The organism is Erythrobacter crassostreae, from assembly GCF_019204045.1.
Lineage (GTDB): Bacteria > Pseudomonadota > Alphaproteobacteria > Sphingomonadales > Sphingomonadaceae > Erythrobacter > Erythrobacter crassostreae.
This window is the reverse complement of record NZ_JAGSPC010000001.1, coordinates 2,010,236-2,029,712: the sequence shown is the minus strand read 5'-3', so window position 1 is coordinate 2,029,712 and position 19,477 is coordinate 2,010,236. Positions and strand designations below refer to the sequence as shown.

Here is a 19,477-nt window from a genome sequence, read left to right as displayed (position 1 = left end):
GCGTTACTGCTGGATCGGCGCGCTTAGCATATCGGCAGTCACTGGAGTGTCAGCAGTTGCCGGGGCACTCGGCGCCACGGGCGGCGCTTTGTTGTCACTTGCTAGAGATGCCTGAAGAATACGGGTCGGTTCCTGAGGCGGCTCACCGCGGTTTATGCTATCCACGCCAGCCATGTTTTCGATCACACGACCGAAATTTGTGTAACGCTTATCAAGGCTAAAACGCGGGTAAAACACGATGAAGAACTGACTGTTCGCGCTGTCTTCTTCGGTCGCGCGCGCCATCGCAAGCGATCCACGAACATGCGGCATCGGGTTAAACTCGGCCTTAAGATCAGGAAGCTCACTGCCACCTTGGCCGGTTCCGGTCGGATCGCCGCCTTGGGCCATGAAACCGTCAATCACGCGGTGGAAAATGATGCCATCGTAAAAGCCCAGCCGGGTCAGCGTTTTGATCCGTTCGACATGATTAGGCGCCCATTCAGGCATCAAGCGGACCTTCACCCGCTCACCATTCGATAAGTCGAGAACCCAGACATCTTCAACGTCTTCGGTCGCGTCATAATTGATTGGCGAAAAAACGCTCGGCCGCGCAACGACTTCTTCGTCATCCTGCGCAAAAGCGGCAGTTGGTGCGGCAAACAGCGAGAGAGCGGCCATCGCGCCCAGAGTTTTCTTGATCATCATTATCTTCATGAATTGGTTCTGTTAACGCAGGCTCTAACGGGGCGCGCCTGACACTTCAATGAATGAGTATCCCAACCGTCGGACTTGCCCACGTTCGAATGGAATCAGAAATCGCCCTTACGGCCGATTTCCTCGACCCGCGCATTCACCTCTCCGCGTACAGAATCGCTTACGAACGGTGCTATATCACCGCCATACAATGCGATTTCCTTGACCAACTTGCTGGCAATCGGTTGCAAGGAAACGTCCGCCATCAGAAAGACTGTCTCGATATCGTCATCAAGCTGCTGGTTCATGCCAGCCATCTGATATTCGTATTCGAAATCCGCCACCGCACGCAGTCCGCGAATAATCACGCTGGCGCCCTGTTTTTGCGCGAACTTCACCAGCAGAGCATTGAAGCCAACCACTTGGACATTTTTAACGCCGAGGTTTTTCACCTCACGCTCAACACTCGCAAAACGTTCTTCCGTGGTGAACATAGGATTTTTTGAAGGGTTCGTTGTGACCCCGATGATCAGTTTATCGACCAACTTGGACCCGCGCCGGATAATATCGGCATGTCCCAATGTAATCGGATCGAATGTTCCGGGATAAATTCCGATACGTTGGGTCATTTCGTTTCGACCTCCCATTCGATGCCGGCCGTGGAGCCATCATCCGCCATTCTGATCACGACCCGCTCAGTTTTACCGCCGTCAGGTTCATTGATGTAACGACCAGGCTCAGCTTCACTAAAACCGCGGGCCTCGATTGCGACCTTCAATTCATCTGCGCAGACGGCAGAGGCTTGATACGACCGAACGTACAATCCCGTTTCATCCGGCTCTGTTCGCCGCATCGTTCCGATAAGCTCTGAACTACGGCATTCCTGCGCATCGAAGTGATCTGCAAGCGCCTCGGCGAATTCTTGTTTTTCGCGTGCGGCCTCTTTGGAAGGGCCCATATGGTGCCCGTCATGCGGATCAGCACTCGATGATGCTTCGGCTTGGGGCGAGCCTTCCGAAGTACCAGGTTCAGCTGAACAAGCAGCCAAAAATACCGTCACTCCGGCCAAAATGATGACAGAATTTCTCACCGATCACGCTCCACAATAAAGCGTGCGAGTGCACGCAACAGATTGGCCTCGTCACCGTACGATCCGAGATGCGCAACCGCTTGTTCGACCAGCGCGCTGGCCTGATCTCGGGCCTGATCGACCCCCATCAGCGTGACAAACGTTTGCTTGCCCTGCTCTTCATCTTTGCGGAGCGCCTTGCCAGCCTTTTCCTGATCACCGGTCACATCCAGCAAATCGTCTGCGATCTGGAACGCAAGTCCGATATCGCGCGAATAGGCGCGCAAATGTGCGCGGCCTTCATGCGGGATTTTGCCAAGAATCGCGCCCATTTCGACGGACGCCGCCAGCAATGCTCCGGTTTTCAGCTGCTGCAATTTGGTAATCGAATGCAGGTCGTATTCAATGCCCTCGTCATCCGCGACCATATCCATCATCTGGCCACCGGCCATACCGTTCATGCCGCTGGCCGTGCCAAGCGTGGCGATCAATTCGCTGCGCACAAAGGGATCGGAACTCGTTCCAGTATCGGCAAGAATTTCAAACGCCAGCGCGTGGAGCGAATCCCCGGCGAGCACAGCGGTTGCTTCGTCAAAGGTCTTGTGAACCGTCGCCTTGCCGTGGCGCAAATCATCATCATCCATGCAAGGCAAATCATCGTGGATCAACGAATAGACATGGATCGCCTCAACCGCCGCGCCTGCTCGCAATGCGGCGGTGCGGTCGACGCCAAACAATTCTGCGGTGCTGACGAGGAGTAGCGGGCGAACCCGCTTGCCGCCACCAATCGCGGCATAGCGCATTGCCTTAACCAACCGCGCGCGGGTATCATCAGGCACCGGTAGAAACGCATCAAAGACCGAATCAATTTCGCCCTGAACGCGCTTCAGCCCATCACCCAGCAAATCGCTTTCAACCCCGACCAGCGCCATATCAGTTGGCCCCGTCCAGCGGAGTGGTCCCGCTTGGCTTACCATCTGCACCCGTCACGATCTTCTCAATCCGGGCCTGCGCTGCATCAAGCCGCTTCTGACACGCGGCGCGCAACTGCTCACCCCGCTCATACAGCGTGATCGAATCGTCGAGCGGCACATCGCCCTGCTCCAATTGCTGAACAATGCCCTCAAGCGCGGTCAGCGCCTGTTCAAAGCTCATCTCTGCGATATCTGCCGCATTTCCTGCGGGACCATTACCCTCATCCATGCTTCGAAGCATTGACCGCGACTAACGGCACGGTCAAGGCTCTCGAAAAATACGAACCACAATCGGGGAATCGCGAATGCCGAGATATGTCATTGCCTATATCTGCGCAGCATTTGTGTTCGGCGCGCTTGATGCGATGTGGCTCAGCTGGGCTGGTCCCAATCTCTATCGGCCAATCATTGGCGAAATCATGGCCGAAAACTTCAACCTGGCGGCTGCTGGCACCTTCTATTTCCTATACCTGCTCGGTATGGTCTGGTTCGCAATCCGCCCGGGGATTCAAAGCGGCAAAGTCGCGGTTGCTTTGTTGAACGGCGTGTTGCTGGGCGCGCTTTGCTACGCCACTTTCGATCTTACCAGTCAGGCTGTTTTCAAAGTGTGGGCAACCAAAGTAACGGTCATGGACATCATCTGGGGCGGGTTTGCTACTGGTATGACTAGCGCGGTAGCGACATTCGTTGCTCTTCGGTTTACTAAGTAGAGACGCAACAGGGGCGCACAGGGGAAAATCGCATGTTTATCGGACACTTCGCGCCCGCCTTTGTCGCGGCTGCCCTTGGACCACGTGCGCCCAAACTCGCGACAACTTTTCTGGCTGCTCAATTGGTTGATTGGGGTTTCTTCGCCTTCGCATTGGGAGGCATTGAAAAAATGCGGGTTGAGCCGGGCGCGACGGCGATGGTGCCGCTCGATCTTTATTATATGCCCTACACTCATAGCTTGGCTGGAACTGGGATTTGGGCGATCGCGTTTGCATTGATCGTTATGCTCTGGACCAGAAATGCCATGGGCGGCTTTCTGGCTGGTTTGGTTGTCATGTCGCACTGGGTGCTGGATTGGATTACGCACCGCCCAGACCTGACAATGGCTGGAGGCGAGGCGACCTATGGCTTGGGCCTCTGGAACTATCCGGCAATCGCCATTCCTCTTGAGCTGGGAATCACGCTCGCGGCGTTCATTTTCTATATGCGCCGATCGCGCGGACCGATTGGCCCTCCACTTATTCTCCTGTCGGTCCTTCTCGTGTTTCAGGCGATCAATTGGTTTGGGCCTGCACCGACCGAAGCCGGACCGTTCCTGTACATTCAATCACTGGTTGCATTCGGAATTCTTACTGGAATTGCTGCGTGGGTCGGGGAGAACCGCTATTTCGTGCGAAGAGGTGGCTTGGCTGCGCCGAGCGTGTGATCTAAACGGCTCGGCATGAGTCAGATCACACCTGAAATCGTCGAGCAGCACGGGCTCTCTCCAGAAGAATACGAACGCGTCCTCGCCGGGCTTGGCCGCGAACCCAATCTCGTTGAGTTGGGGATCTTCTCGGTGATGTGGTCGGAGCATTGCTCTTACAAATCATCCCGTCTTCATTTGAAGAAGCTTCCAACGGAAGCGCCTTGGGTGATTTGCGGCCCGGGCGAGAATGCCGGCATCATCGATATTGGCGATGGTCAGGCGGCGATCTTCAAGATGGAGAGCCACAACCACCCATCTTACATCGAGCCTTACCAAGGCGCTGCGACCGGCGTTGGCGGTATCTTGCGAGATGTCTTTACAATGGGCGCGCGACCGGTCGCAAACGCCAATGCGCTGCGGTTTGGCCGTCCCGATCATCCGAAGATGAAACACCTTGTGCAAGGCGTGGTCGCGGGAATTGGCGGCTATGGCAATTGCGTGGGCGTTCCTACGGTTTGCGGTGAGACAAACTTTCACCCGGCCTATGACGGGAACATCCTCGTCAACGCGATGACAGTTGGCGTCGCCGATGCAGATAAGATTTTCTATTCCGCTGCGACCGGCGTCGGCAATCCGATTGTATATGTCGGATCCAAAACCGGCCGTGACGGTATCCACGGCGCAACCATGGCGAGCGCCGATTTTGAAGAGGACGCCGAAGCCAAGCGACCAACCGTTCAAGTCGGCGACCCTTTCACGGAAAAGCTGCTGATCGAAGCCTGCCTGGAATTGATGGCGACCGATGCGATCGTTGCGATTCAGGATATGGGCGCGGCTGGCCTGACTTCTTCCAGCGTTGAGATGGCGACCAACGGCAAAGCGGGTATCCGGCTCGACATGAATATGGTGCCGTGCCGTGAAGAGGGCATGACCCCTTACGAGATGATGCTGAGCGAGAGCCAAGAGCGGATGCTCATGGTGCTCAAGCCCGGTAAGGAAGAGATGGCCGCAGCGATCTTTAAAAAGTGGGAGCTTGATTTCGCGATCATCGGCGAAGTGACCGACACGCGGCACATGGTTCTCGAATTTGATGGCGAAGTGGTGTGCGACATTCCGCTCGGCCCGCTTGCTGCTGATGCGCCGGAATATGACCGCCCTTACCTCTCGAAAGAGGAGTACACCAAGTGGGCTGAAATCACGCCGATGCAGGACGTACCTGACAGCGATGATCCGGGCGCGGACCTGCTTGCGTTGATGGCAACACCCAACCTCGCCTCGCGCCGCTGGATTTCAGAGCAGTATGACAGTCAGGTGATGGGCGATACGCTGCAAACAGGCGGCGATGCCGGTGTTGTGCGTGTCCACGGGACCAACAAAGCCCTTGCGATAAGCACAGATTGTACGCCGCGCTATGTCCATGCCGATCCATACGAAGGCGGCAAGCAAGCCATTGCAGAGGCGTATCGCAACCTTTGCGCTGTTGGCGCAAAGCCGCTGGCCGTGACCAATTGCCTGAACTTTGCGAACCCACAGCGTCCAGAGATTATGGCGCAATTCGTCCACGCTCTGGAAGGTATGGGCGATGCATGTCGCACGCTCGATTTCCCGATCGTTTCGGGCAATGTCTCGCTCTACAACGAAAGCAAGGCCACAGGCGGCGGTTCGGCCATTCTACCGACGCCTGCAATTGGCGGCGTTGGCATTATCGAAGACGCAAGCCAGATGATGACGATGGCTTTCAAATCGGCAGGCGACGCGATTTATCTTGTTGGGCCAGAATTCTGGGCGACACCGGATCCAACCCGTTCGCATCTCGGCAAATCGCTTTGGCTCAAAGAGATCAAAGGCCGTGATGAAGGCCGCACGCCGCCAACCGATCTCGTGGTTGAGCGCAATGCAGGCGCGATCATCCACGAACTTATCGCGGACGGTCTGGTGAATGCCGTTCACGATCTTTCTGATGGCGGCCTGGCCGTTGGCCTTGCCGAAATGGCAATGGCAGGCGGCATGGGCGCAGATGTTGAGGCAAGTGCGGACTACACCGCCGCTCAATGGTGGTTCGGTGAAGATCAGGGCCGTTACCTGATCACTGTGCCCGATGTTGAAGCGCTCAACGCTGCGCTCGCAAAAGGCACACGCGATAGCGAGACAGCGCAAATCGGCTTCCAACGTGTTGGAACAGTCTGCGGTGACAATCTGCTGGGCCAATCACTTGATAGCTTGCGTGATGCACATCGAAGCTTCTTTGATGATTGGATGGGCAGCTAGACGCCGCGCGCGTGGACCTGCTCCAACCAATTCTACATTATGGCGGGCACTGGCTCGCCCCGTTTCTGATCGCGGCCATTGTTTGGCGTAGAAATTGGCTACGCAATGGAGCCGTGATCGCGGCGGCCAATCTGATTGATCTTGATCATCTGCTCGCCGATCCGATTTTCGATCCGGAGCGTTGCTCAATCGGATTTCACTTGCTCCACGGGTGGGAAGCCGCCCTCGCCTATGTTCTGATGCTATTGATCCCGCGATGGTGGGTGCGCGCATTTGCCGTGGGCGCCCTGTGGCATTTGGCGGTGGATTATGGCGATTGCCTGATGCAGGCATGCTGATGTGAGCAGCGAAACACCCTCAAACGGCAAAAATACGACTTTGGCGTTCGTCGCTTTCATTGTGTTTGTGGATATGGTCGGCATCGGATTGATCATCCCGGTCATGCCAACCCTTCTTGAGAACCTTACTGGTGAAGGCGTTGATCGCACGGCAGAAATCGGCGGCTGGCTGCTGTTCGCTTACGCCGTAATGCAGTTCCTGTTCGCGCCGATCATGGGCGGCCTGTCTGATCGCTATGGCCGTCGGCCAATATTGCTGTTCACGCTGTTCCTGCTCGGCATTGACTATATCATCATGGCGCTTGCACCTGACCTATGGTGGCTCTTTGCTGGCCGGATCCTCTCCGGAGTAATGGGCGCGAGCTGGGCCGCGGCGAACAGCTGTGTTGCCGATGTCGCCACACCAGAGGAACGCGGCAAATACTTCGGCATTCTAGGCGGCGCAGGGGCGAGCGGCTTTGTTGTCGGCCCGGCTGTGGGCGGATTGCTGGGCAGCTATGGTGACCGGTTGCCATTTATCGCCGCAGCCGTGCTTTGCATCGCCGGTTCGATGCTCGGATACTTCATCCTTCGTGAAACGCTGCCCACAGACAGACGGCGGCGCTTCACAATGTCCCGTGCCAATCCGTTTGGAACGATAATCCAGATGGCGAAGACGCCTGTGGTTCTCTCATTCCTTGGCGTGATTTTTCTGATGCAACTCGCATCGCAATCCACGTTTACAGTTTGGGCCTACTACAACATTCTGAAATTCGAATGGAATTTGATCGAAATCGGGCTAAGCGTCGCTCTTTATGGATTGCTGTTGGCTATCGTTCAGGGCGCGCTGACCGGCAAGTCGACCGCCAGATTCGGCCCTAATGCCACATGCGTGCTGGGTATTGTATTCGCTATACCTGCTTACGTACTCTTCGCTTTTGCGCCGGGAAGTTGGGCAATGATAATGGGGGTCGTGCTAGGCAGCTTTGCTGGGCTGACATTTCCCGCGATGCAGCAGCTTATGTCAGAACGCATTTCGGATGACGCACAAGGCGAGCTGCAGGGGGCCGTTGCGTCCATGATCAGCCTGACGAGCATTGTCGGTCCGATCATGATGACCACGCTGTTCGGTATCTATGCCGACGATACCGGGATTTTCTTTCCCGGTGCGCCATTCCTTCTTTCTGTGATCATTCTGATCTTGGCATTTTTCGCGCTGCGCAGAAATCTAGCGAGAACGTAGCCCACTCAATTTTTACGCAGCTTGTGCGCCGCTATCGCAGCACATGTCTGGAGATTGCTCGCTGAGGCCTAGACCTTCAGCCACATGCCCTTCGTTTTCGAGAATGCGGAGACACTCGCGGTATACCACTGGCTGCCCAACACCCAGACGAGCGCGGGCTATTTCGATGTCTTCGCGCATCACCGCTTCGATATCCATATGCGCCAGTTTTTTGGCGGCTTTGCCAAGCGCGCGACCTTCTTTGATCGCAGCGTATAGCGGCGCCGATGTGCCGGTGACCTTCTTTATTTGCCGCGCGCCGGCATAAGCGATGAATTTCACGCCAAGATTGTGGTTTTGTTCAAATGAAAAGCCGAGCAATGCAGCTTCACCCAACGCATCACGCCCATAGGTGGTCAGCACGTGGAAAAGATCGTGCGTGTCACGAAGCCGGTTTAGATACCATTCTACCTGATCGGCTGGGCGATCTTCGCGCGGACGCCATTCATAGCTTTCATCCACAAGACCATTGGCGGTCAGTTTCTCGCGCTCCATAAACCTTGTATAATGCTGCGCCACGGTATCCGGGCCGCAATCTGCCCACCGGCTGTGATCGTCGAGCATATTCGCAATCGGTAGCCTATCTTCGCGCACAATGAAGTCTCTTGCCTTGTCAGAACGCAAGAATGCTTCTGCTTGCTGCCGGATCTTCCATCCCTTGAGCGCTTCGATAATGAAGAAAACCTCTTTGGTATCTTCCTTATCCGCGATCAGATTTCGGAAATGATGCAACGCCTTAAAGGGCCTGAAACCGGTTATGTCGCGGTCATTAGCGATCAAAGGGAGATCAAGGGTCGACATCGGGTATTCCTATCAAACAAAATTTAGGTTCACGAATTGCAACTTACATTGATGTCAGCGGCTGTCAAGATAGATTTCCGCTACGTCACCCTTCCCTTTGCACCCGCTACTGATCATAGGGATTGCATGCGTGAACACGACACAATTCCATACTCGTTGGAAACTCTCAACGACGATGAAAGCATCGCCAGAGCTCAGGCCCTAAGGGACAAATTGAAGCAGCGCCGAACGTGCCGCTATTTTTCCGATGCATCCGTTCCGCGGAACGCCATCGAAGCCGCTATCGAAGCGGCAGGAACCGCCCCCAATGGCGCGAACCATCAACCCTGGCATTTTGCGGTCGTGTCGAGCCCAGAGAAAAAGCGCGCGATCCGCGAGGCAGCCGAAGCCGAAGAGCGCAGGTTTTACGGCGCGGATGGCGACAATCCAAAAGCGTCTGATGAATGGCTCGATGCCTTGAGCGATCTCGGTACTGATGAGGACAAACCATTTCTTGAAACAGCGCCGTACCTGATTGTTGTATTCGCGCAGCGCAAAGGCGGCATCGAGGAAGACGGCAAGACGCAGAATTACTACGTCAATGAAAGTGTAGGAATAGCCTGCGGAATGCTGATCGCGACTTTGCACGAAGCGGGTCTGGCCACGCTAACCCACACGCCCTCACCCATGGGATTCCTGCGCGAAGCATGCGAACGCCCTGAGTGGGAGAAGCCGTTGATGATCGTCGTCGTCGGACGTCCGACAAAGGACGCAACCGTTCCAGCGCATGCGGTAAAGAAAAAGCCGCTGAGCCAGATTGCGAGCTGGCTCTAGCGGCTTTTCATTTCGCCAATTTGTCGGCTCAAGCCGAAGCGAGTTCGTTCGAAGTGTTCGCGCTGGCGAGCAGATCCATCGGATCGATCCCTTCTTCACGCCAAATACGGTGACATTCGCGATATTCGGTCGGTTCCGGAATGTTGAGCGCGGCTCGCACATCTTCGAGCGGCAATTTGAGCAATTCGCGGATCGGTTGCTCGATCAATCGCGGTGCGCCTTTGCCGGTCTTCTTTGCCTGACGCACAGCGCCCATGACCGGAGCTTTGCTGCCCCATGCCATCTTCTTGATGTTGGCAGAGCCGGCATAGCCAATCAGAAGGTGACCCTGAGTTGGCGATTGGCCGTGCGTGAACAGCAGCACACATTGTTCGCCCAGCGCGTCGCGCCCGTAATCGGTCAGAACATGGAAAAGATCATGCGTGTCGCGTGAACGGTCACCAAACCACTGGACCAGATCATCGTATTTTGTGCGGCCAAGCTTGTCGGACTCGGCGACGAGCCCCGCTGCGCTCAAACCTTCGCTTTCCATGAAGTCGCAATATGCGTGCCCAAGGCTGCCCTTTGGAGTTTTCCGTAAGGTTTCGTGGTCATCCAGAATATCTGGCAGGTTGGGTTCTGAGCGGCGGAGGTCTTCGCCGCGCTCAGAAAGGGCCAAATCGCGGACACGCGGCATGAAATCGCTTGAAGGAAGCGATTCATAGATTTTGAAGACAAGGCTGGTGTCTTCCTTGTCTTTCATCAAAAGGCGAAAGTTCTTGATCGCGCGCGGCAGCGAGTAACGCGGCTGCGGCCGTTCTGGGTGGCGCAGGACAGTGCCGTCATTGGCAAACTGCAGAGAATAGTCTGTTGCGGTCATGGGTCTTCGGGCCTTTTGAGTCGACATCAGGTCGCGTTCAAGCAACCCTTACTTACACCAGTGTAAATAACAGGTTTCAGTCCCGAACGAAAACCCTTTTTCCTCAAACCACCTGTAAAATCTTGCGACTTGTCGCAGGTACTAACCCGTAATCCAGTCTTTCGGGGGAATCCCAAGCAGCGCGAGGATCACGCTCAGGTCACCGCGATCCACCCTGCCATTTGCGGCTGCCCTCGCCTTTGGCTTTGCGCGATAGGCAAAGCCGTAATTCGCGGCCTCGATCATGGGAATGTCATTCGCGCCGTCACCAGTTGCCAAACTGTGCGCAGCGGGACCAAGCTTGCCGAGCTCTTCTTTAAGGACAGCGGCTTTGGTTTGCGCGTCAGTGATCCCGCCAAGGAGCTTACCCGTCAGTTTTCCGCCGACCACGTCCAGACGGTTTCCAACAACACGCTGAAACCCGAGCTCCTCTGCCACCGCGTCTGCAAAGTGATGGAACCCGCCGGTGACTAGAACGCATCTCGCGCCTTGCGCGGCCAGAGTTCCGGTGAGTGTTTTCGCTCCCGGTGTTGCTCTGATCCGTTCGGCCAGACAGGTTGCGATCGCGCTTTCATCCAAACCCTCAAGCAATGCCACACGCTCGCGCAAGGCACTCTCAAAATCGAGTTCTCCCTGCATTGCACGCTCTGTGATGTCAGAAATCTGATCTTTGAGCCCTGCAAAGTCAGCAAGCTCATCGATGCATTCCTGTTCTATCATTGTAGAATCCATGTCGGACACAAACAATTGCGGCACGATAATCTCGGATTCGGTTACCAACGCATCGGTCGGAGCAAAGAACCTGTCGATCCCCGCGAGGATTTTTTGCGGATCACCCTCGGCAAAGCTCAGCTGCAAAACGTCGCCTTCAATCGCTGAAGAGGCGAAATCGAGCTTCACCGCAGAGGTCAACGGCATGCCCTCCGCTGCATAGGCATCGGCCGCCGCATCAAGCCGGGTTTCAAGATCAACCGTTTCCCCGCCGCCAGTGTCTGCTATCAGACGCGCAATGAGCACTACATCATCTCCAAGGACTTCACCGCAAAACAGGCTCGCGCTCATCGCAGGGCCAACCGCCAGCGGCAAGAGCGCAGTTGCGCTTGATCTGGCAAAAGCGCGCGCAAAAGCCAAACTCGACACCTGGATTGTCAATGCGGACAGTATGCAAGTGTATCGGGACATCCCGATTGTCTCCGCCGCACCCACTGAAGAAGAACAATCCCTGTGCCCTCATCACCTCTACGGTGCATGGGATGGTGATCAAAGCTGCTCTGCGGCGGAATGGGCGAAGCAGGCGCGAAGCGTGATAGCCAAGGCCCATGATGCGGGCGCTCTTCCTGTCTTGGTTGGCGGAACCGGCATGTATATGAAGGTGCTGATAGAGGGAATCGCGCCTATTCCCGAGATTGATCCGGAAATCCGTGAAGTTGTTCGCTCGCTCGAAACAGCCTCCGCTTACGCTGCGCTTATGATCGAAGACCCCGAGCGCGCAAGTCAGTTGGAGCCCGGCGACAGTCAACGCATCGCGCGCGCCTTGGAAGTGAAACGTTCTACCGGAGTGACGCTGGGAGATTGGCAACTCGCAAAGACCGGCGGCATTGGCGACGATGTCGATTTGACCGCAGCGGTTCTGCTGCCTGAACGCCAGTGGCTTTATGATAGGTGCGCAGTTCGGTTCGAAGCGATGCTGAAATCAGGCGCAATTGCCGAAATTGAGGCACTCTTAGAGCGCGATCTGCTGCCTGATTTGCCGGTTATGCGAGCCATTGGCGTTCCGGAGATCGCAGCGTTTCTGGCCGACCAAATTGAGCGAGAAGATTTGATTGCTCGCGGAGCACAAGCAACACGGAATTACGCAAAACGGCAATTCACATGGTTCCGCAATCAATCGCCTGATGAGTGGCACCGAGTTGAATCTCAAAATATCGATATTGAGACTATTTTTGCATCATTATTACACGATTAACCGTTGACGCGATAGATTGTGCCTTATATCGGGTGATCAAGCGCCGTTACCGCGGTGCACAATGAATCCTTGGTTTCACATCTGATTACCGTTAATGATGACCGCAGTTTATAGGTGAAGGCATCCAGACCATGATTATCGTACTACTCGTAGTAGAGAACGGATTGATCTAGGATTCTTCGAATAGAATACGTCCAGATCGGTCCGATGCGAATATCCGCTTCGGGCCGTTTTTCATTTGGGAGAAGTAAGTTGGCGCAGCGCTCAGGAGCCGCCTTGTTGATGGAATGCCTCGTCGATCAGGAAGTCGAATTCGTATTCGGCTATCCCGGTGGAGCGGTGCTGCCCATTTACGACGAGCTGTTTGGCGAAGAGCGTATCCGGCATATTTTGGTCCGTCATGAAGCCGGAGCAGCGCATGCTGCCGAGGGTTACGCCCGCGCCACAGGCAAACCGGGCGTAGTTCTAGTCACCTCGGGTCCAGGGGCAACCAATGCCGTAACCGGCATTGCCGATGCGTTTATGGATTCGATCCCGATGGTTGTCATCACCGGGCAGGTCCCAACTGCCTTGATCGGAACTGATGCGTTCCAAGAAGCTGACACAGTTGGAATCACGCGCCACTGCACAAAACACAACTACCTCGTCAAAGACCCTGCTGATTTGAAAGCAACTCTTGAAGAGGCTTTCCGCATCGCGACAACGGGCCGACCGGGTCCGGTTGTTGTCGACATTCCAAAGGACGTACAGATCGCCGTTCCTTCGGAAAGCCGTGCATCAAAGCTTACAGCTTCGCATCGCTATGCCCCGCAAATGGCAGCTCCGGCGGAGCAGATCATCGAAGCGGTCGACATGCTCGCAGGGGCAGAGCGCCCGATCTTCTACACCGGCGGCGGCGTGATCAATTCCGGCCCGGAAGCAACCGAATTGCTGCGCCAATTGCAGGATATGACCGGCGCACCTGTCACTTCGACCCTTATGGGCCTCGGTTGTTTTGCAAACACGCATCCCGACTGGCTTGGAATGCTGGGGATGCACGGGACATTCGAAGCTAACATGGCCATGAACCGTGCTGACGTGATGGTTTGCATTGGGGCACGATTTGACGACCGTGTAACCGGCCGGCTCGACGCATTCTCGCCCGATAGCACGAAAATTCATGTCGATATCGACCGCAGCTCGATCAACAAAAACGTTCCCGTTGATCTAGGCATTGTCGGCGATTGCGCGACCGTCCTCGGTCAGATGATTGAGGCATGGGGTCAGCGCAAGGCGCAGGACCTTGGTGAATGGAAAGCACGCATCGCCGGTTGGCGTGCACGGGAATGTCTCGCCTATCCGGAGAAATCGAAAAAGAACCCCGACGCGATCATGCCGCAAAAAGCGGTTGAGCGCCTCTATGCTCTGACCAAAGATCGTTCGCCGATCATCACCACCGAAGTCGGCCAGCACCAGATGTGGGCGGCGCAATATTTCGGCTTCGACAAGCCGAACAAATGGCTGACCAGTGGCGGCCTCGGCACGATGGGTTACGGCATGCCAGCGGCCATTGGCGCGCAGCTTGGCCACCCAGATGCTTTAGTGATCGATATTGCAGGCGAAGCCTCGATCCAGATGAACATTCAGGAGCTCGGCACAGCCAGCCAGTATCGTCTGCCGATCAAGGTTTTCATCCTGAATAACGAATATATGGGCATGGTGCGTCAGTGGCAGGAACTGACCTATGAAAGCCGGTATTCAAACAGCTATTCTGACAGCCTGCCTGATTTCGTGGCGCTGGCCGAAGCATATGGCTGGAAAGGCATCCGCATTCAGGACGAGAAAGACCTTGATGCGGGCATTCTGAGCATGATGGAATATGATGGGCCGGTAATTGTCGATTGCTGCGTGGCCGCAGATGCTAACTGCCTGCCAATGATCCCTTCCGGTGCTGCGCACACCGAAATGCTGCTTTATGGCGATCAGGTAGATGGAACGATGGATGATGAAGCGAAGGCACTTGTCTGATGAAAATTCAAAGCGCAGCATCTGAGCGCCACGTCCTGAACGTAACTGTCGATAACGAGCCCGGTATTCTGGCGAAGATCACCGGCCTGTTCACGGCGCGCGGTTACAACATCGACAGCCTTACCGTGGCCGATATATCGGACGATCACGCGATCAGCCGGATCACCGTTGTTACAAACGGCCCGCCAGAAGTGATTGACCAGATCGAGGCTCAGCTTGAACGGCTTGTGCCGGTTCACGGCGTAACCGATCTCACCACAGCAGGCCCGCATGTTGAGCGAGAGCTTGCGCTGATTAAGGTAAGCGGGAAAGGCGATGCGCGCGTTGAGGCGCTACGCGTTGCAGATATCTTCCGCGCCAGCGTGGTCGATACCACCACCGAAAGTTTCGTGTTCGAACTCACCGGAGCGCCGGACAAAATTGATAGTTTCATCGCCCTTATGCGCGGCCTCGGCCTTGTCGAGGTTGGCCGTTCGGGCGTTGTAGGAATGATACGCGGCGCGGCGGGCGCCTAAGGAGATACAAAGATGAAAGTCTATTACGACGCTGATGCCGATCTTGATCTGATCCAGAACAAGAAAGTCGCCATCCTTGGCTATGGCAGCCAAGGCCACGCCCACGCACAGAACTTGCGCGATAGCGGTGTCAAAGAAGTAGCCGTCGCCTTGCGCGAAGGCTCGTCCACTCGCAAAAAAGCCGAAGAAGCTGGCTTCAAAGTGATGAACGCCACAGAAGCGGCGCAGTGGGCCGATCTCGTCATGGTTCTCGCGCCCGATGAAAATCAGGCTGCGATCTGGGCCGATGAAATGGCCGGTCATATGAAACCGGGCAGCGCCCTCGCTTTTGCGCACGGTTTGAACATCCACTTCGGCCTTATCGAACCGCCTGATGACATTGACGTGATTATGATTGCGCCAAAAGGCCCCGGCCACACCGTGCGTAGCGAATACCAACGCGGCGGCGGGGTTCCCTGCCTTATCGCGGTGCATCAGGAAGGCACATCTAGCGGCGGCAATGGCTACGCAAAATCGCTCGCGCTTTCCTATGCGAGCGCAATGGGCGGCGGTCGCAGCGGCGTGATCGAAACCAACTTCCGCGAAGAATGCGAAACCGATCTGTTTGGCGAGCAAGCCGTTCTGTGCGGTGGGATCACACACCTGATCCAAGCTGGTTTTGAGACATTGACCGAAGCGGGATACGCCCCTGAAATGGCATATTTCGAGTGTCTGCATGAGACCAAGTTGATCGTCGATCTGCTGTATGAAGGCGGCATTGCCAACATGCGCTATTCGATCAGCAACACTGCCGAGTACGGGGACATCGTGACCGGCCCGCGGATTATCACTGATGAGACCAAAGCCGAAATGAAGCGCGTACTTGAAGACATCCAGTCGGGCCGTTTCGTGAAGAACTTTGTTCTCGACAATCGCGCTGGCCAACCTGAACTGAAAGCGTCACGCAAGCGCGCCGAAGCGCACCCAATTGAAAAGACTGGCGCCGAACTTCGCGCGATGATGCCGTGGATCAGCGCAAACAAGCTGGTCGACAAATCAAAGAACTAAGGGCACCGGAGCGGGTGACATGAACAACACCCGCTCCACCACCCTTTTGATTTTTGGACTCTGCGGCCTTGCATGGGCCGTCATTGTCGGGCGCGCCTACTTCAACGTCAAAGGCCCAGAGGACTTCGTGGTTACAACCACACAGGATGAAGTCCAAGCCTTCGCTCGGGCGCAGCTAGATGCTCTGCAAAAGCAATCCTTTTCCGAAGATATCGAGCTGTGCGGCATCATCTTTGAACGCAGCAATGGCGAACTCGGCGCGTCCTCTCCCAAGCCGGGTGACGAAGCAAGTTGCGGCATAGCTTTCTTTGACGAGCCGGGCATGAAGCCTCTCGCCAGTTTTCACACGCACGCTGCACAAAACGAGCGATATGACAGCGAAGTGCCGTCGGTGCTTGATCTACGGAGCGATTCCGCCCTCGGGATGGACGGTTACCTTGCCACCCCCGGTGGCCGCTTCTGGTGGATCGACGGCAGTCGCGAAGTAGCCCAAATGGTCTGCGGCGAAGGATGCCTTGCCCAAGACCCGAACTACGAATTGTGCGAGGCTTACGCGCCTGAGCGCGAGTACGACATCCCTGCCCTGATGAACCGGTTTCGGGACAATTCAGCAGATTGCTGACCCCAAATAGATACGGCCCGCGAAGCAATCGCTTCGCGGGCCGACTATCCTCCTAAGCCTACTCTTTGAAAAAAAGGGATGCAGCCGACCCACCTAGGAGGAAGTATAGGCCTGCTGCACCCCAAAGAGCGCACCGTCAGGCTTTCGGTGCGCAAGCTCCAGCTGCACAAGCGCTCGCTGCACAGTCATCAGCCGCCGCGGCGCAATCGGCAGCGCCGCACGCGGCAGCACCGCAGGTCGCTGCACCGCAGGTCGCTGCACCGCATGCAGACGCTGCGCACGCATTCGCTGCACAAGCTGCTGCGGCACAAGCTTCTGCTTTGGCTGCTTTTTTGGCGGCTTTCTTAGCTGCCTTACGCGCTTTGCGTTCAGCGCGTGCTTCAGCGGCACGGTTGCCGCCGTAAACTCCGGAAGATGCGCTTGAAGCGCTGGTGCTCGGACCGCATGGGGCATCAGCAAGGGCAGGTGTGCCCACTGTTGCAACAGCAAGGCCGCCAGCAACCATCAACATTTTGGTGAGGCTCTTTGAATTTGACATGGGGGTATTCCTTTCGGGCTTCTCTCTCAGGGGTGGTAAAATTTGTGGGTATTGAGCGCCCCAGCGGATTGGGGGTCAGGGTTAAACCGGGGCGCTCAATTCGGGGATGGGATCAGTCGCCGAAACGCTGCCCGGTTGGGATGTTTTTCCAGGCAACATTCGCTTTTGCGATGAAGCCAGGAATATCTTTCAGCCACATCGATTGAACTTGCTTGTTCACGTTCAGATACAGCTTGCCATCGACGAGCTTGTAGACTTGCGGATCACCGGGTGCGAGCGAGCCGCGGCTCATCGCCCAAGCGCAGTGGCCACCAAATTGCGGGGCATATGCGGCAGGGTTTTCTTTGAAGGCATCTGCGTTTGCCTGGCTCGAAAAACGCCATTCAGCATCCATGTACTGGACAGTGAAGCGAGCATCGCCCTTCACCGGCACGCCATCGCCTTGAAAATAGCTGACGGTATCAAATCCGCCCACGGCAATGCTGCCTTGATTTACGCCCACAAAGATGCCGCCATCGGCATGTGCTGGGGCGATCGCAGCAATTGGCGCGGCAAGCGCAGCAGCGGCGATAAGGATTGTGCGAAACTTCATCGGGGGTCTCCTAAAAACTCTGTGCAGCGACCATTCGGTTGGCTTTCAGGAGGAGTCATCAGGGGTAAACCAGCAGGGGAACTGGCGGGTGGTCCTGAGAGCTACCAAATGGCCGCTTACATCATGGAGTTCGCGGGGACTTCGCGATTGGTGACACCTCATTTGAAAAAAGTTCGAATTTCTCGCTCCACATGGGAGAAATCGCGCATTGACTGTCATGAGCCGGAAAAACTAAACACGTTTCACGCGCTGAGAATTCGCAATTTGGACGGGACAGATCATGGCCATCAAACGCGCTTCAATCGCTGCACTTGCAATGTTGGCTCTGCCCGCATGTGGAAACACGCCCAATTCATCCGATAGCACCACTGCGGCGGCAGAAGACTTCGCCGCACGCATCAATGGGCCAGCGACAGAAGCGGGCGACGACGCAGCCAATCCCGCAGCGACGACTGCCACGGCGGTTCAAGGCTCTCCCTCTGGCGCTCCTACTGTTGCCCCACCGCTGCCCAACGCAGCCGCAGGCCCATTTGTAGCAGGCACCGCAACCGACCCGAATTCCGCAACATGCGATGCAAATAGGATGGGACCGTTTATAGGCCGCGTGGCAGATGCGCCGACGCAAACTGATATTGAGAACGTGGTTCTTCTGGGACGGGAAATCCGTTGGCTCCGGCCCAACGCCCCAGCATTCAATACAGATGCGGCGAGTCCGCGTCTGAACATTATGCTGGATACTCAAGACATCATCCGCGACGCACGCTGCGGATAAACATCCTTGCAATAGAAAGACCCCGCCAACGCTTTTCGCGCTAACGGGGTCTTTGCGAGCACTAAGGGTGCTATTTAGTCTTGAAAGTGTTCGTCAGGTGAGTGGGTTGGGTAGTTCGTATCACCGGCAGCTATGAAGCCAGGAATGTCTTCTTCCCAACGTCCTTGAACATCTTCGCTGAAGTTCAGGTACAACGTGCCATCGACGATTTCGTAAACTTCGGGATCACCAGGTGCGAGCGCATCGTTGGCCCCGATTGCCCATGCACAGTAACCGCCATAAGCAGGGGCATACTTCGCTGCATCTTCGATAAAGGTCTTTGCATTGTCTTCAGACGCAAAGCGATAATCGAAGCCATTGTAGCGAACGGTAAACTCTTCAGCGCCTTCGACAGGAACGCCGTCACCTGAGAAATAGCTGACAACGTCATATCCTGACACGGCGAGCGCATCGTCCTTTGTCGCTGTGTGAGTCGGGCCTGTCGGCTCGCCGCCAAGGTCGGCATAATAACCGGTTTCTGCAACCAATTCGGTCGTATCACCGCCATCAGTGGTTTCAGTTGCTGGTGCATTACACGCTGCGACTGTCGCCAACAAAGCGCCGACAAGTGCGGATTTAAAAACTGAATTCTTCATAGGGGTATTCCTCCAAAAAACATTGTCATTGTGCTGGCTGCCTGTTGCCTGCTGACATCGGTGTATTCGCGCTCACCAGACCGCAAGTTACAGCAATGCGGATATTTCTTCCAAAAAGCTTGAGCCGCGCGGACAAATCGGCGAGAACGTAAGGAATGACACGGTTCAACAGCCTAGACCTGCGACTTATGCGCCCTTGGGGGTGACAGGCTGCGTGCGAGTGAATGCGGCCTAACTTCCAAGGGATAGGCCGCCACATCTTTCAGATACCATTCGCAAAGCTCCTG

Annotated in this window: 23 protein-coding genes; 12 read left to right on the top strand and 11 right to left on the bottom strand. The window is 55.8% G+C overall.

What is annotated here, in order from left to right:
- Window positions 1-3: 3 nt before the first annotated feature.
- From KCG46_RS09950 to KCG46_RS09930, 5 genes are all read right to left on the bottom strand, one after another.
- Window positions 4-684, bottom strand: coding sequence for a peptidylprolyl isomerase (locus KCG46_RS09950; RefSeq protein ID WP_218405409.1), 681 nt, complete (start codon window positions 682-684; stop codon window positions 4-6).
- 107 nt (window positions 685-791) lie between these two features.
- A complete protein-coding gene (gene coaD / locus KCG46_RS09945) occupies window positions 792-1,304 on the bottom strand; it encodes a pantetheine-phosphate adenylyltransferase (protein ID WP_218405068.1) in 513 nt (170 codons plus the stop codon).
- Window positions 1,301-1,765 (bottom strand): hypothetical protein, encoded by a 465-nt coding sequence (locus tag KCG46_RS09940; RefSeq protein WP_218405067.1) that lies wholly within the window; start codon window positions 1,763-1,765, stop codon window positions 1,301-1,303. Before KCG46_RS09940 ends, coaD begins: the two co-directional genes overlap by 4 nt.
- A complete protein-coding gene (locus KCG46_RS09935) occupies window positions 1,762-2,676 on the bottom strand; it encodes a polyprenyl synthetase family protein (RefSeq protein WP_218405066.1) in 915 nt (304 codons plus the stop codon). The genes KCG46_RS09940 and KCG46_RS09935 overlap by 4 nt, the downstream gene beginning before the upstream one ends.
- Window position 2,677: 1 nt before the next feature.
- Window positions 2,678-2,959: an exodeoxyribonuclease VII small subunit gene (locus KCG46_RS09930; RefSeq protein WP_369410188.1), complete on the bottom strand. Its 282-nt coding sequence runs from the start codon at window positions 2,957-2,959 to the stop codon at window positions 2,678-2,680.
- 64 nt (window positions 2,960-3,023) lie between these two features.
- On the opposite strand from KCG46_RS09930, the gene KCG46_RS09925 reads away from it, so the two are divergent.
- From KCG46_RS09925 to KCG46_RS09905, 5 genes are read left to right on the top strand one after another with little or no spacing between them, the layout of a single operon-like run.
- Entirely contained in the window at window positions 3,024-3,428 is a 405-nt protein-coding gene (locus KCG46_RS09925; protein ID WP_218405065.1) for a DUF2177 family protein, read from the top strand.
- 32 nt (window positions 3,429-3,460) lie between these two features.
- Window positions 3,461-4,135 carry a hypothetical protein gene (locus KCG46_RS09920; protein ID WP_218405064.1) on the top strand — a complete coding sequence of 225 codons (675 nt, stop codon included), beginning with the start codon at window positions 3,461-3,463 and terminating at the stop codon, window positions 4,133-4,135.
- A gap of 15 nt (window positions 4,136-4,150) precedes the next feature.
- Complete coding sequence (gene purL / locus KCG46_RS09915; RefSeq protein ID WP_218405063.1) at window positions 4,151-6,385, top strand: phosphoribosylformylglycinamidine synthase subunit PurL; 2,235 nt, start codon at window positions 4,151-4,153, stop codon at window positions 6,383-6,385.
- Window positions 6,370-6,723 (top strand): DUF6122 family protein, encoded by a 354-nt coding sequence (locus tag KCG46_RS09910; RefSeq protein ID WP_255551859.1) that lies wholly within the window; start codon window positions 6,370-6,372, stop codon window positions 6,721-6,723. Before purL ends, KCG46_RS09910 begins: the two co-directional genes overlap by 16 nt.
- A gap of 1 nt (window position 6,724) precedes the next feature.
- The gene (locus tag KCG46_RS09905) at window positions 6,725-7,945 is read left to right on the top strand and encodes a TCR/Tet family MFS transporter (RefSeq protein ID WP_218405062.1); all 1,221 of its coding nucleotides are present in this window, start codon (window positions 6,725-6,727) and stop codon (window positions 7,943-7,945) included.
- 12 nt (window positions 7,946-7,957) lie between these two features.
- On the opposite strand, the gene KCG46_RS09900 is transcribed toward KCG46_RS09905, so the two are convergent.
- A complete protein-coding gene (locus KCG46_RS09900; RefSeq protein ID WP_218405061.1) occupies window positions 7,958-8,785 on the bottom strand; it encodes a Coq4 family protein in 828 nt (275 codons plus the stop codon).
- 126 nt (window positions 8,786-8,911) lie between these two features.
- Between KCG46_RS09900 and KCG46_RS09895 the strand changes: the two genes are divergently transcribed.
- A complete protein-coding gene (locus tag KCG46_RS09895) occupies window positions 8,912-9,598 on the top strand; it encodes a nitroreductase family protein (protein WP_218405060.1) in 687 nt (228 codons plus the stop codon).
- A 28-nt stretch (window positions 9,599-9,626) separates the two neighbouring features.
- Here KCG46_RS09895 and KCG46_RS09890 read toward each other — a convergent pair whose 3' ends face one another.
- Entirely contained in the window at window positions 9,627-10,457 is an 831-nt protein-coding gene (locus KCG46_RS09890; RefSeq protein ID WP_218405059.1) for a Coq4 family protein, read from the bottom strand.
- A gap of 141 nt (window positions 10,458-10,598) precedes the next feature.
- Entirely contained in the window at window positions 10,599-11,513 is a 915-nt protein-coding gene (serB, locus tag KCG46_RS09885; RefSeq protein ID WP_439648828.1) for a phosphoserine phosphatase SerB, read from the bottom strand.
- On the opposite strand from serB, the gene miaA reads away from it, so the two are divergent.
- From miaA to KCG46_RS09860, 5 genes are all read left to right on the top strand, one after another.
- Window positions 11,506-12,462, top strand: a complete 957-nt coding sequence (gene miaA, locus KCG46_RS09880) for a tRNA (adenosine(37)-N6)-dimethylallyltransferase MiaA (RefSeq protein WP_218405057.1) — start codon at window positions 11,506-11,508, stop codon at window positions 12,460-12,462. The two genes, serB and miaA, sit on opposite strands and share 8 nt — an antisense overlap.
- 282 nt (window positions 12,463-12,744) lie before the next feature.
- Window positions 12,745-14,469 carry a biosynthetic-type acetolactate synthase large subunit gene (gene ilvB, locus KCG46_RS09875; RefSeq protein WP_439648827.1) on the top strand — a complete coding sequence of 575 codons (1,725 nt, stop codon included), beginning with the start codon at window positions 12,745-12,747 and terminating at the stop codon, window positions 14,467-14,469.
- Entirely contained in the window at window positions 14,469-14,984 is a 516-nt protein-coding gene (ilvN, locus tag KCG46_RS09870) for an acetolactate synthase small subunit (protein WP_218405055.1), read from the top strand. Before ilvB ends, ilvN begins: the two co-directional genes overlap by 1 nt.
- A 12-nt stretch (window positions 14,985-14,996) precedes the next feature.
- Window positions 14,997-16,031: a ketol-acid reductoisomerase gene (gene ilvC / locus KCG46_RS09865; RefSeq protein WP_218405054.1), complete on the top strand. Its 1,035-nt coding sequence runs from the start codon at window positions 14,997-14,999 to the stop codon at window positions 16,029-16,031.
- Window positions 16,032-16,050: 19 nt separating this feature from the next.
- Window positions 16,051-16,653, top strand: a complete 603-nt coding sequence (locus KCG46_RS09860) for a DUF4329 domain-containing protein (RefSeq protein WP_218405053.1) — start codon at window positions 16,051-16,053, stop codon at window positions 16,651-16,653.
- A 136-nt stretch (window positions 16,654-16,789) separates the two neighbouring features.
- Here KCG46_RS09860 and KCG46_RS09855 read toward each other — a convergent pair whose 3' ends face one another.
- Both KCG46_RS09855 and KCG46_RS09850 read right to left on the bottom strand, forming a co-directional pair.
- Window positions 16,790-17,191 (bottom strand): hypothetical protein, encoded by a 402-nt coding sequence (locus tag KCG46_RS09855; protein ID WP_218405052.1) that lies wholly within the window; start codon window positions 17,189-17,191, stop codon window positions 16,790-16,792.
- A 112-nt stretch (window positions 17,192-17,303) separates the two neighbouring features.
- Window positions 17,304-17,783: a YHS domain-containing (seleno)protein gene (locus KCG46_RS09850; protein ID WP_218405051.1), complete on the bottom strand. Its 480-nt coding sequence runs from the start codon at window positions 17,781-17,783 to the stop codon at window positions 17,304-17,306.
- Between the two features lie 280 nt (window positions 17,784-18,063).
- Here KCG46_RS09850 and KCG46_RS09845 point away from each other — a divergent pair, with 280 nt between their 5' ends.
- A complete protein-coding gene (locus KCG46_RS09845) occupies window positions 18,064-18,555 on the top strand; it encodes a hypothetical protein (RefSeq protein ID WP_218405050.1) in 492 nt (163 codons plus the stop codon).
- A gap of 74 nt (window positions 18,556-18,629) precedes the next feature.
- Here KCG46_RS09845 and KCG46_RS09840 read toward each other — a convergent pair whose 3' ends face one another.
- A complete protein-coding gene (locus KCG46_RS09840; protein ID WP_218405049.1) occupies window positions 18,630-19,190 on the bottom strand; it encodes a YHS domain-containing (seleno)protein in 561 nt (186 codons plus the stop codon).
- Window positions 19,191-19,477: the final 287 nt, after the last annotated feature.

Bases quoted from the DNA above. Each gene is read 5' to 3' on its own strand.
- KCG46_RS09895 (WP_218405060.1), top strand. From the start codon at position 8,912: ATGCGTGAACACGACACAATTCCATACTCGTTGGAAACTCTCAACGAC.
- KCG46_RS09850 (WP_218405051.1), bottom strand. From the start codon at position 17,783: ATGAAGTTTCGCACAATCCTTATCGCCGCTGCTGCGCTTGCCGCGCCA.
- KCG46_RS09925 (WP_218405065.1), top strand. From the start codon at position 3,024: ATGCCGAGATATGTCATTGCCTATATCTGCGCAGCATTTGTGTTCGGC.
- ilvB (WP_439648827.1), top strand. From the start codon at position 12,745: ATGGAATGCCTCGTCGATCAGGAAGTCGAATTCGTATTCGGCTATCCC.
- ilvN (WP_218405055.1), top strand. From the start codon at position 14,469: ATGAAAATTCAAAGCGCAGCATCTGAGCGCCACGTCCTGAACGTAACT.
- KCG46_RS09935 (WP_218405066.1), bottom strand. From the start codon at position 2,676: ATGGCGCTGGTCGGGGTTGAAAGCGATTTGCTGGGTGATGGGCTGAAG.
- ilvC (WP_218405054.1), top strand. From the start codon at position 14,997: ATGAAAGTCTATTACGACGCTGATGCCGATCTTGATCTGATCCAGAAC.
- KCG46_RS09855 (WP_218405052.1), bottom strand. From the start codon at position 17,191: ATGTCAAATTCAAAGAGCCTCACCAAAATGTTGATGGTTGCTGGCGGC.
- miaA (WP_218405057.1), top strand. From the start codon at position 11,506: ATGAGCACTACATCATCTCCAAGGACTTCACCGCAAAACAGGCTCGCG.
- KCG46_RS09890 (WP_218405059.1), bottom strand. From the start codon at position 10,457: ATGACCGCAACAGACTATTCTCTGCAGTTTGCCAATGACGGCACTGTC.
- KCG46_RS09950 (WP_218405409.1), bottom strand. From the start codon at position 684: ATGATCAAGAAAACTCTGGGCGCGATGGCCGCTCTCTCGCTGTTTGCC.
- KCG46_RS09900 (WP_218405061.1), bottom strand. From the start codon at position 8,785: ATGTCGACCCTTGATCTCCCTTTGATCGCTAATGACCGCGACATAACC.
- coaD (WP_218405068.1), bottom strand. From the start codon at position 1,304: ATGACCCAACGTATCGGAATTTATCCCGGAACATTCGATCCGATTACA.
- purL (WP_218405063.1), top strand. From the start codon at position 4,151: ATGAGTCAGATCACACCTGAAATCGTCGAGCAGCACGGGCTCTCTCCA.
- KCG46_RS09860 (WP_218405053.1), top strand. From the start codon at position 16,051: ATGAACAACACCCGCTCCACCACCCTTTTGATTTTTGGACTCTGCGGC.
- KCG46_RS09930 (WP_369410188.1), bottom strand. From the start codon at position 2,959: ATGCTTCGAAGCATGGATGAGGGTAATGGTCCCGCAGGAAATGCGGCA.
- KCG46_RS09920 (WP_218405064.1), top strand. From the start codon at position 3,461: ATGTTTATCGGACACTTCGCGCCCGCCTTTGTCGCGGCTGCCCTTGGA.
- KCG46_RS09840 (WP_218405049.1), bottom strand. From the start codon at position 19,190: ATGAAGAATTCAGTTTTTAAATCCGCACTTGTCGGCGCTTTGTTGGCG.
- KCG46_RS09845 (WP_218405050.1), top strand. From the start codon at position 18,064: ATGGCCATCAAACGCGCTTCAATCGCTGCACTTGCAATGTTGGCTCTG.